This is a genomic window from Bacillus hominis, assembly GCF_018332515.1.
GTDB lineage: Bacteria > Bacillota > Bacilli > Bacillales > Bacillaceae_G > Bacillus_A > Bacillus_A hominis.
Map to the genome: position 1 here is coordinate 1 of NZ_BOQD01000010.1, position 12,064 is coordinate 12,064.

Annotated in this window: 10 protein-coding genes and 1 pseudogene; 3 read left to right on the forward strand and 8 right to left on the reverse strand. The window is 34.5% G+C overall.

Annotated features, from left to right (window positions below):
• Window positions 1-50 precede the first annotated feature (50 nt).
• From KI356_RS01855 to KI356_RS01890, 8 genes are all read right to left on the reverse strand, one after another.
• Entirely contained in the window at window positions 51-1,106 is a 1,056-nt protein-coding gene (locus KI356_RS01855; RefSeq protein WP_212934654.1) for a GGDEF domain-containing protein, read from the reverse strand.
• Window positions 1,107-1,255: 149 nt separating this feature from the next.
• Window positions 1,256-1,459: a YbdD/YjiX family protein gene (locus KI356_RS01860; protein WP_002113158.1), complete on the reverse strand. Its 204-nt coding sequence runs from the start codon at window positions 1,457-1,459 to the stop codon at window positions 1,256-1,258.
• Window positions 1,452-3,527, reverse strand: coding sequence for a carbon starvation protein CstA (cstA, locus tag KI356_RS01865; RefSeq protein WP_128283036.1), 2,076 nt, complete (start codon window positions 3,525-3,527; stop codon window positions 1,452-1,454). The genes KI356_RS01860 and cstA overlap by 8 nt, the downstream gene beginning before the upstream one ends.
• 121 nt (window positions 3,528-3,648) lie before the next feature.
• Window positions 3,649-4,365, reverse strand: coding sequence for a LytR/AlgR family response regulator transcription factor (locus tag KI356_RS01870; RefSeq protein WP_128283037.1), 717 nt, complete (start codon window positions 4,363-4,365; stop codon window positions 3,649-3,651).
• A gap of 141 nt (window positions 4,366-4,506) precedes the next feature.
• Entirely contained in the window at window positions 4,507-5,706 is a 1,200-nt protein-coding gene (locus KI356_RS01875; protein ID WP_128283038.1) for an MFS transporter, read from the reverse strand.
• Between the two features lie 307 nt (window positions 5,707-6,013).
• Entirely contained in the window at window positions 6,014-6,754 is a 741-nt protein-coding gene (locus tag KI356_RS01880) for a WecB/TagA/CpsF family glycosyltransferase (RefSeq protein WP_212934655.1), read from the reverse strand.
• A gap of 21 nt (window positions 6,755-6,775) precedes the next feature.
• Window positions 6,776-7,885, reverse strand: a complete 1,110-nt coding sequence (locus KI356_RS01885; RefSeq protein WP_128283040.1) for a glycosyltransferase family 4 protein — start codon at window positions 7,883-7,885, stop codon at window positions 6,776-6,778.
• A 95-nt stretch (window positions 7,886-7,980) separates the two neighbouring features.
• Window positions 7,981-9,432: an O-antigen ligase family protein gene (locus KI356_RS01890; RefSeq protein ID WP_212934656.1), complete on the reverse strand. Its 1,452-nt coding sequence runs from the start codon at window positions 9,430-9,432 to the stop codon at window positions 7,981-7,983.
• Between the two features lie 495 nt (window positions 9,433-9,927).
• On the opposite strand from KI356_RS01890, the gene KI356_RS01895 reads away from it, so the two are divergent.
• From KI356_RS01895 to KI356_RS28665, 3 genes and pseudogenes are all read left to right on the forward strand, one after another.
• Window positions 9,928-10,560, forward strand: a complete 633-nt coding sequence (locus tag KI356_RS01895; protein ID WP_002174452.1) for a trimeric intracellular cation channel family protein — start codon at window positions 9,928-9,930, stop codon at window positions 10,558-10,560.
• Between the two features lie 241 nt (window positions 10,561-10,801).
• Window positions 10,802-11,182 (forward strand): annotated as a pseudogene (locus KI356_RS28660) (protoglobin family protein); the annotation flags it as partial.
• Complete coding sequence (locus KI356_RS28665) at window positions 11,177-11,983, forward strand: methyl-accepting chemotaxis protein (protein WP_438820832.1); 807 nt, start codon at window positions 11,177-11,179, stop codon at window positions 11,981-11,983. The pseudogene KI356_RS28660 and the gene KI356_RS28665, both read left to right, overlap by 6 nt.
• The last annotated feature ends 81 nt before the right edge of the window (window positions 11,984-12,064 follow it).

Here is a 12,064-nt window from a genome sequence, read left to right on the forward strand (position 1 = left end):
GTGGGTTTTAATATATTTTGCAGAAATGTTTTAAAGTACTCCCCGAATTCCTATGATGCTGTACTAACTTTGTTTCTACCATTTCTTTTTGAATAGTATAGTGCATCATCTGCTGATTGAATAAATTGTTCCGGGGATTTTTCATACTCTGAAACTCCGACCGAAACTGTAATTTTCATTTTTTCTCCGTTTTGCAATTGGAATGAATGCTTTTCAACAGCTAGTCGAATTTGTTCCCCTATACGAGTTCCAAATGCTAATCCCATTTTTGGTAACAACAGGGCAAACTCTTCGCCACCCTTTCGAAAGACTAAATTTGGGAATGGTGCATTCTTTAGCAAAATACGCCCTACTTGTTTTAATACTTCATCCCCAGCAGGATGGCCGTATGTATCATTTACATACTTAAAGTGATCAATATCGATAAGTAATAAACAAAGTGAATCATCTTTCATATACTTGTTACCAATATGGCGATTCATCTCTAAATCAAACTGCCTTACATTCCCTAGATTCGTTAATGCATCTATCGTTGCATAATGCTTCATCGTTTGAAATAATTCATTCGATTGCAATACGTAACTTGCGCTTATAAATGTGATATATGCTGCAACACTACTACAAACTAAATATAATGCCACTATAGATATATCCTTAAATAAAATAGAAAGTGGCACTACTAAAATAGATAAACTATATACATTAAACCATATCCATTTTGTAAATATAGAAACTTTCATCCTCCAAATAAAGATGATTCCAATACCTATCAATACAATAGTATAACAGGCCAATTCAGAAGCTAAAGAGTGCTCAGTAAATACTAGCCGAGTAATTAAAATAATAGTAACTGTTATACTACTAGCTATCGGACCTCCAATTATAATTGCCAAAATAACAGCTAAATAACGTAGATCCAACATAATAGCTTCAATATGTACACCAAAATGCATCAACAGTACACTCAATATTCCTGTGAAAATACCTACCACACATTTCTGCCAAAAAGAGAATCCTTCTTTTAATGGCTTATCTCTTAAAAGCTGACCTCCAATAAAAATAAAGGAAAGAATAATTGTTGTGTTTACAAATAGATCTCTTAACATAAAATAATCTCCCTACTTTTCCATCTATCCCTTTCCTTATTTTATTGTATACGAAATGCCTATAATTCCCAAAGATTTTTGTTTATTTTTTTGCTGTTCCACGTGAAACAGCAAAAAAATAAAAAAGGACGAAAATTCGTCCTTTTTTATTAACAACAGCGTGATATCTTTCCACCTTTTGCGTTAAATCTAGCTTCTTGCGCCTCAGCAAAAAATTGCTTTTGACATAGAATTTTCTCTTCTGGATGATGTACTTTCATGTGATTTACATACGTTTCATAACTTGGAACTCCGACAAGTAAACTAATAAATTGCTTTCTCTTTCCCCATACGTTCCGTAAACTTTTAAGCATAGTTCCTCGACTCACTTTCATCTCTTGGAATATATGGTGCCTCTTTTAACGGCATTGGCTTATTTCTTAATACTTGAATCCAAATTCGAAGTGCAGAAATTAATACAGCGATTACAACTATCATAAAAATTCCACAAAGTGCCGCATCAATATAGTCATTAAAAATAATTTGTTTCATTTGTGCAACGTTTTTAGCTGGAGCTAATATCTTCCCGTCATCTAATGCTCCCTGGAATACTTTCGCATGTGATAGAAATCCTATTTTAGGATTTTCATGAAATAACTTTTGATAACCAGCTGTCATTGTTACAATAAGCAATCCGACAGTTGGAATAAGTGTCACCCAAACATACGCCTTTTTCCCCATTTTGAACAAAATTGTCGTTCCAAGTAATAATGCAATACCTGCTAACATTTGGTTTGCAATACCGAAAAGTGGCCATAATGTATTAATTCCACCAAGTGGATCTACTACTCCTTGGTATAAGAAATATCCCCATCCTAATACACATAACGTTGTAGCTATTACATTCGCTAATGTAGAATCTGTTTTCGCAAACGGCTTATATACATGTCCTAAAATATCTTGAATCATAAAGCGACCTACACGCGTTCCTGCATCAATCGTTGTTAAAATAAATAATGCTTCAAAGAGAATGGCAAAATGATACCAAAATGCCATCATTGCCGTTCCACCCATTACTTGTGAAAAAATATATGCCATACCTATCGCTAATGTTGGTGCACCACCTGTACGTGATAAAATCGTTTGCTCTCCAACATTTACAGCAAGGTCTTTTAATTCATTTGGTGTAATAGCAAATCCCCATGAAGAAATAACTTGAGCCGCCTGCGATACATCCGTACCGATAAGCGCTGCCGGACTATTAATTGCAAAATATGTTCCTGGTGTTAATACACAAGCCGCAATCATAGCCATCGCTGCTACAAACGACTCCATCAACATTGCCCCATAACCGATTGGCTGTGCATGTCCCTCTTGCTCAATCATTTTTGGCGTCGTACCAGATGAAACAAGAGCATGGAATCCAGACACCGCACCACAGGCAATTGTAATAAATAAGAACGGGAATAAGTTTCCGGAGAAAACAGGACCTGTTCCATCAATAAACTTAGATACTGCCGGCATCTGCAAATCTGGAGCTACAATTAAAATACCAATTGCTAACCCAAGTATCGTCCCTATTTTTAAAAATGTACTTAAATAATCACGTGGCGCAAGAAGCATCCAAACTGGTAATGCTGATGCAATAAATCCGTATACGATAAGCATAATAGCAATTGTCTCACCACTAAAAGTAAACATACTTGCAAGTGTCGGATTTTCCGCCACATATTGTCCTCCAATAAGAGATAAGATTAGTAGAACAATACCGATTACTGATCCTTCTCCTACTCGCCCTGGCCTAATGTAACGCATGTAAACTCCCATTAAAATAGCAATTGGAATCGTTGCTGCGATTGTAAACATTCCCCATGGGCTTCCAACAAGCGCCTTCACAACTACTAAAGCTAATACCGCTAATAAAATGATCATAATACCTAAAATACCAATCATTGCAATTAATCCTGTAACAGGACCAATCTCATCTTTAATCATTTCACCTAATGATTTACCATTACGTCTCATCGAAGCAAATAAAATTACAAAATCTTGTACAGCTCCAGCGACAACTACCCCGACAATAATCCAAATTGTCCCTGGTAAATATCCCATTTGTGCCGCTAAAATAGGTCCTACTAAAGGCCCTGCCCCAGCAATTGCTGCAAAATGATGCCCGAATAATACCCACTTATTTGTCGGAACATAATCTTTTCCATCATTTAATGTATGGGCTGGCGTTTGCCGATTATTATCTAAATCAAAAACCTTTCTCGCTATAAATCTACTATAAAATCGATAAGCAACGGCATACACACATACTGCAGCTACTAAGAGCCACACAGCATTAATAGTTTCACCTTGTGATAAAGCTATTACACCAAAAGCAGATGCTCCTACTGCTGCAATAACTCCCCAAAGTAAAATTGACTTCAATGTTTTCACATACAACCCCCCATTACTACTTCTTAGTGGAGATTGTACTAAATTTTCTGAATATTTCACTCAAATCCTCCTTATCATGAAGGATTTCTAGATTATCATGTTAAAATTCTCTCATTACTTGTCACAGTTCAATTTTATTTCGAAGTCGTTTTACATAATTGCGGCTTACTGGAATCGGTTGCTCATCGTACCTGTCTAAATACAAATTATACGTGCCATTATAATAAGGTTTAAGTTCTTGTACATATGACATATTAATTAAATAGCTTTTATGTACACGTAAAAAATCATATGCATTTAGTTTATTTTCTAATTCCTGGAGTGTGTATGTTGAAATATACTGATTATTTGTTGTATAAATTGAAACGGTTTTGTTTTCCTTATTTTTACTTACATATATAATATCTTCTGGGAAAATATATCTAATCCCCTCATGGCCTTCTATCGGCAGTTTACGCAAATGACTCTTTGCTTTCTCACCTTGTTCTTTTCCCATTTTATATAAAATGAATTGTAAATCTTCTTCACGAAATGGTCGTAATAAATAATAAAACGCTTGGAAACGAAAAGCTGTAATTGCCTCTTCTATATCCTCACCAATAAAAATAAATTTCGTATAATAATTCACTTCTCGTAACAAACTCGAATATTCAAAACCAGTACCATCTATTAATTGCGAATTTAAAAAAACAAAATCAGGTGTATGTTTTTTCATTATTAGCAAAGATTCTGTTCCAGTTTCCGCTTCAAAACATTCTACATTTCGAATATTTTCAGTAAAGTTCTCAACTAATTTTCTTCGCTCTTCTGTTTCTTCCATGATAAGTAAGATTTTCATTTATCCAGCCACCTAATTCCTTTGTCCATATGTCTTGTTGTATACATTCGCTTTAGTAAGAAACAATCCCTTTTTCTTACTATACCATTATTTATCTAAAAAAACAGAAAAAAGGAAACCACCTCGGTTCCCCTTCTCCTTTTACACTAATTCTCGTTGCTTCGTTTCTTGCCCAAGTATAACTACAGCAAGTGCCCCAATTAAAATTGATCCACAGAAAATCGTAAAGATTAGCGATAGTGAAGCTTGTGAAGCAACTAAGTACCCTACTAATAATGGTCCAAGAATACCACCAATACGTCCAAATGCCGCTGCCATTCCTGCACCTGTACCCCGAATAGTTGTTGGATACTGTTCCGGTGTATAAGCGTATAATGCACCCCAAGCACCTAAATTAAAGAAGGATAGTAACATACCCGCCACTATTAATGCTGTTAATGAATCCGCAATTCCGAACACATAAGCACTACATGCTGTACCAATTAAATACGTAACCAATACAAATTTACGACCAAGACGTTCAATAAACCATGCAGCTGTGAAATATCCTGGAAGTTGAGCTAAAGTCATAATAAGTACGTACTGAAAACTTTTTATTAAACTAAAGCCTTTCAGTACCATTACACTAGGTAACCAAAGGAACATTCCATAATAGGAGAAGACAACACAAAACCATAGAATCCATAACATAATTGTTGCTTTACGATATTCTCCAGACCAAACCGATTTTATATTTTCAATAACAGATGGTCTTTTTTCAACCTTTTGGAACCTTGGAGAATCGGGCAAATTCCATCTTAAATATAAAGCATATAACGCTGGAACTGCACTTAATACCATAGCAACTTCCCAACCGTATTTAGGAATAACAAAATATGAGATAAGAGCTGCGATTAACCAACCACCAGCCCAAAAGCTTTCTAATAGTACAACTATTTTCCCACGTTCGTGTGCTTCAACACTCTCCGATACAAGGGTAGATGCAACTGGAAGTTCCCCGCCAAGTCCCATACCAATTAAAAAGCGTAAAACGAGGAACATCGCGAGTGTCGTCGTTAAAGCCGTTAAGCCACTACCAATAGAAAATAGTAATAATGTAATAATAAAGACCGATTTCCGTCCTATTTTATCTGATAGTATCCCAAAAATGAGCGCCCCTACAGCCATACCAATTGAGTTAATACTACCTATCCAACCCATCTCTTGAGTACTTAATCCCCACTCTTGTTGCAACGCCACTATTACAAATGAAAGCATTCCAACATCCATTGCGTCAAATAGCCAGCCAAGCCCAGCTATACCCAGTAGCTTTCGCTTCGAAATTTCTTTTACCTTACCCACAAGAAGTCCTCCTTACACAGGTGTCTTTACACATCATTTTACATGTGTGAATTGTATAAGTAAAATACTTTCGTGTAAAAAATTCTCCTTCATCATTCCCATAAAGTAAAATGTTTATCCCGCTATTAGAGGGCAGCAGGGTTCCCATCTCAAAATCCAGCTGAAGCAAAGAAGTTAGTTGGGAGCCGTGCTGCCCATAAACGCCCGATTGGGGAAGGCTAATAATCAGTGGTGAGATGAACAAAACCCCACTGATTAAAGTTTCCTTTATCAAAAATGAACAAATAAAAAAAGTAGCGATGTTCCGCTACTTTTTTGAACGCATTACTTCTTTTAAAAATTCAACTAATACTAACTGACGACGCCAACGTGTTGGATTACTACATAATCTGTAAAACCACTCTAAATGAATAGCTTGAATCCATTTTGGCGCACGCTTTACCTCTCCAGCCCACACATCTAAACTACCGCCTACTCCAACAGCCATTTTCGTTTCTAAACGATGCTTATTGTTTTGGATAAAGTTTTCTTGCCTTGGGAAGCCAAGTGCAACAAGTAATAGGTCTGGTTTTGCCTCTTGAATACGTGAAACAATATTCTCTTCTTCTTCTTGTTTAAAATATCCATCTTGTATACCCACGATAGATGCAGCCGAATATGTCTTCGTTAAATGATCAGCCGCGGCTTGTACAACATGTGGTTTTGCACCTAATAAGAAAACAGATACTGATTTCTTCTCTTCTGATAACTTTGCAAATAAATTGCTCATTAAATCAAATCCTGCTACACGCTCTTTTAAAGGTGTACCAAGCATACCACTTGCTTTTACAACTCCAATACCATCAGGTGTAATTAAATCTGTATTTAATAATGTTTTATGGAATTTTTCGTCCTTTTTTGCGCACATAACAATTTCAGGATTTGCTGTTACCACCTGAAAAGTATGAGCTTGCTCTAATTCTAGTTGCTTCTTTAAATGTTGGATCGTTTCATCCATTGTCATTGTAGAGAAAGGAACACCTAGAATATCAACCGTTTGTACTGACATATTTAACTATCCTCTCTATCATTAAAGGTTTTTCGCTATTAATTGCTTATATGTTTCTTTCGTATCTTCATATAATTTTTGAAGTGAGAAGTTCATAGTAGCATGCTCATAAATATGCTTACCCATTACTGCTAACTCTCCAGTTTTCCACTTATCATACGCCTCTTCTAATGCCAATGCCAATGCTTTGCCATCACCCGTTGGCACAATCCACCCATAAGTTTCATCTGCAATTAACGGTTCGATTTCTCCTGCTCTAGTCACAATTGATGGTACACGTTGATTTGCCGCTTCTAATAAAACTAATGGAAATCCTTCGCTATGAGAAGTTAACAAATTGACATGTGATGAAGCAAATAATTGTTTCACATCTTGACGGTGTCCTAAAAATTCAACTTTATCATTAATCCCTTTTTCAGTAGCTAATGCCTTTAGTTCTCCTTCTAACGGCCCGTCGCCAACTAATAACACTTTAATTTTCTCCAATTTTGTTTGTTGTAACGCATCGAATAAAACTTCATGTCCTTTAACAGGATGCAGACGTGCTACTTGGATTGCCGTAAACACATCTTCATCAATATTAAACATTTCCTTTTTATTATAGCCATCTGCTTTTTCCTGATCATATTCAATCCCGTTATAAATAACATGCATCTTTTCATTTGAAATACCTAATGCCGCTAAGCTTTTTTTCAACCTATTCGTTACAACAAAAAATAAATCTATATTTTTTAAAGCTTTCAAATTTAACTTAGTAAAAATCCAGCCTTTTAAGCCTTGTTTAGTAAAGTCTTGAAATGGATCACTATGAATTGTCGTTACCCATTTTGCCGCGAATTTCTTCTTCATTAGAGAAACAAAGAAATTCGCCCTAGGACCGTGTGTATGAACTACATCAAATTCTTCTTTATTAATGAATTCACTTATGTTCTTTAAAATGGATAAATCATAGCGAGATTTTTGTGAAAACACATGAACTTTTATCCCTAGCTCTCTTGCTTCTTTCGCAACAATTCCATCTTCAAATACTGCTAATTCTACTTCACCAGTTGGGAACTGATCGAGAAGTGAAATAATATGTGTTTTTCCTCCCCCATCTTCTGCTCCTGCATTCATATGCAATATCCTCATATTTTTTCCTCCTTTAAATCCTCGCTACATTTCCATCTATCTTTATTTTACTGTACTAAAAAATAAAAGCTAACAAAAGTTAGCTTTTATTTTTATCATTCAATTTCTAAGTCTACAATTAGATACGCTAACAACACTACAAAGTAAATCCCAACTCCTGGTGCCGTCAAAATATGTCCTGCAATATATGCAATACCTAGTGCTAATACTAAGCTTGCTGTAATCATTCCATATTTTATATTAAATATCTCTTTAAATCTTGTAATAAATGCTAGCAGAATTCTTAAGCCGTAATAAATAAATGGAATCATTAGTAATGCAAAGCCAATAATTCCGAAATCATAAAACCAATCATGGAAGTCCATTTCAATTAACTTCGGATCTGGCTCTTTTTGTTCATTATACTTAAAGTTACCTGCATAACCCATTCCTAATAATTTTTGTGACGTTGGCGCTTCTTTAAAGAATTGCTTATGTCTCTCTTCATATACTTGGCGTCCGCTGAAAATAAGATTTTCTTGATTTTCTTTCTTTTGCTCTTTCTCAATCTCTTTCTTAACTTCCGCTTCCACCTTCGCCTTTTCTTCTGGCTTTTCAACTTTATGTTGTTTTTCTTCTTTTTGAATTTTCTCTTTAATTTCTTTTTCTTTTTGACCTTGCTGTGCTACGTTTTGTTCTGATAAATAGTTATTATGAATACCCATATTTTGTGCTAATGGCGTCATTTTAAACGTTCCGACAACACCAGCTAACAAGATGACAGCAATTAACCCATTAAGTACAAGAGACTTTTTGTTTGGATTTTTTCTATCAAATAGTAATTGTAGTACGATGATCCCTATTGCTGCAGCTAACGTAGCACCAATTGAGCCCATCCCTACTTTCGTACCAACTTGAATTAAAGAGTAAATCATTAACAGCGATGGAATCCAATATAAAACGTGTTTCACGCTCTTTGTTTTTTGAATAGAATATAGTACCACAATAGGGAAAATAATAGCTAAGATTGACCCTAGTTCATTACCTGCATAGAACCATCCTCGGGAACCAACCTTCATCCATTGATAACTACCAAAGTCTGTAGATGTCGAAATAGAAATAACCATAATAGCGTTAATGATTAATGTTGAATACACAATACTATTTCTGACTTTGTCACTAATATTCACTGTCTTTTTCAATGATTTTAAAGCTAAAATGTATGATCCTAGCATGATATATATATATAATGCCTTCGCAACAAACTTAACTTCTTCACCAAGTACAATAGGATTCTTAACTAGTGTATTATTAATAAACCCTATCCCTAAAACTACTGCTAATAATATTAAGTAAATTAAAAACTTCCTATTTTCCTTCTCTTTTGCCTGAATTAAAATGTAAATACCACCAACAGCCATAATAAGAAATCTTACTAAAATTCCAACAGTGGCATTTGACTTTAATAAAACGATGCTAAGAGACGTTAATAAATCTAAAACAGGCTGTAAAATAATAAAAAAGAGCAAAAAATGCTCAAATCTAACCCTAGCTTGATTTGCTAACATTCCAAGACCTCCATACAAAATCTTTACATTATCTTTTAATCATAGTTTTCTACTGTTTAAACACACCTAGCAATTATAACATAACTCATATTTAAATTGAGAACTATTTTTCATGCCGAAACTAGTCAAATCCAGCATTATTAGTAACCGAAAATATTGTCCTTTAGCTATCCTTCCCTATCCCTATAAAAACTATCTAACACATATGCACGCATTTTCGAACGTATAAAAATATTTTTTTATCATTTTATACAAATGTGCAAAACGGACTTCTCTTATTGTACCATCCCTCCAACTAAGCTACATCAAAAAACTATACAATTAATCTTTCCACACTTTTTCGCTTTACTTTATTGCTACTTATCAAGCATTTTCAAACGCTTTCTTTAGCTATTTCATCCATTTTTCTACATGTAGCGAAAAGTAATTGTTATTTCCAAAACTTTAGTGTATATTTTTTCTCTGGAACATCTTTAGGAGGAAGGAATTAAAGCCATGTTATTAATCGATATATTTACGTTTCTTGGCATTATCGCCGCTGCCATTTCTGGTACATTAGTTGGTTTGAAAAAAGATCTAGATTTATTTGGTGTCCTTTGTTTAGCTGTAGCTACTGCGCTCGGCGGCGGTATTATTCGTGATATTATGATTGGTAACCTGCCTCCTGTCGCATTTGTAAAACCCATTTACTTTTTCGTAAGTGTACTATCAGCATTATTCACATGTATGTTTTTTGAGCGCATTAATAAACTTCAAGTTGTTATTATGCTTTCTGATGCTGTTGGTTTAGGTGTATTTACAGCTATTGGTGCAAATGCAGCAATGTCACATCACGTTGACGCCTCGTTTTTAGTCGTTTCAATGGGAGTTATTACAGGTATTGGGGGCGGTATTTTACGCGACATTTGCGCTCAAGATATCCCGTATGTATTCCGAAAAGAGATATATGCAATTGCTTCTATTTTAGGAGCAGTTAGTTTCCTAATTACACATGCACTGGGGGCACACGTATTAGCTTTCTATGTTTGTTTATTAATAACATTCGTTATTCGTGTAGTCACCGTAATATATAATGTACATTTCCCCGTTTTCTTTAAAACACATGCAAAAATTAATAAAGGCCATTAAGAGAATTCTACATAGAATTCTCTTAATTTATATACAATTCCACATACTATAGAGTAATTGTATATAAAAATATATAATTACATTAGAATAAAAAAATGAAAACGTTTTATAAACAGGGGGAAGAATGATGCTTGGGGTTTTTAAAAAAAATAAAACAAACACCAGTATAATCGAATTAAGCAAAGGCCAACAAATAATATTTAACGTGCCTGCTAATTCTGAACTAAAAACTCAAATGGATATGCTACATATTTCAAAGGAAGATTTACAAATTGTAAAAGTATTACAGCCATTTATTTATGAGGAAATAGATTGGATAACAGAAAAATTCTACATCAACATCACAAAACAACCTAATTTAATTACTGTTATTGAACGCTACAGCTCTATTCCAAAATTAAAACAAACTTTAAAGACACATATTAAAGAATTGTTCAGCGGGAATATGAATGAAGATTTTATTGAACAACGTGTTAGAATTGCAAAAAGGCACGTACAAATTGGTTTACATAGAAAATGGTATACTGCTGCTTATCAAGAATTATTCCGCTCTGTCATGAAGATTTTGCAAACGAAAATTTCAACGATAGACGATTTTTCTTATTCTATAAACGTAATAAATAAATTATTCACATTAGAGCAAGAACTTGTTATTGCAGCCTATGAATCCGAATATGAAAGAATCCAACAAGAACATGAAAAAGAAAAAGAACTGACAGCTATGACGATTACACATATTGCAACAGAACTAGCGGCAGTATCTGAAAAAACAAGCTCTTCTATTCAACAGTTAACATCAAAATCCGAAAGTATCGTAGGAATTGCAAAAACAGGTACATCATTAGCTACGACATCAGAAGAAAAGGCCAACAAAGGAAAAGAACAATTAAATCTGCAAAACAAACGAATGGAAAGCATCCAAACGAATATGGAAACCATTATTACTGATACTCGTGAACTTCTTGATATTTCTAACAAAATTAACGAAATCATCGATATTGTAAAATCAATCGCCGAGCAAACAAATTTACTAGCATTAAATGCTGCTATTGAGTCTGCACGTGCTGGCGAATTTGGTAAAGGTTTTTCAGTCGTAGCGGGAGAAATTCGAAAGTTATCAGAGCAAACGAAAGAATCAATTTTCAACGTTACAAAGCTCGTTGAAAAAACTAATGAACAAATTATCCACGTCTCTTCTTCCGTGGAACAAATTAGCTCTCTCGTATCTGAAGGGACAGATAGTATGCATGCGACAGACCAATATTTCCAAGAAATCGTAAAAGATATGTCTAACTCTAAAGAACAAAATAAAAAAATTGAAAATGAATTAGAAACTATCTCACAAGTAATGAAGAGTATTCAAGACGATTCCTCGAAAATGGCCTTAACAGCGGATAATTTACAACTAGAACTAAACCGATAAGGTGAATCGGTACAAAGTGGAAATTCTTCCTCTCCACTTTGTATTCATCCTTATCATCCATCTACAAAAAAAAGAATCCGA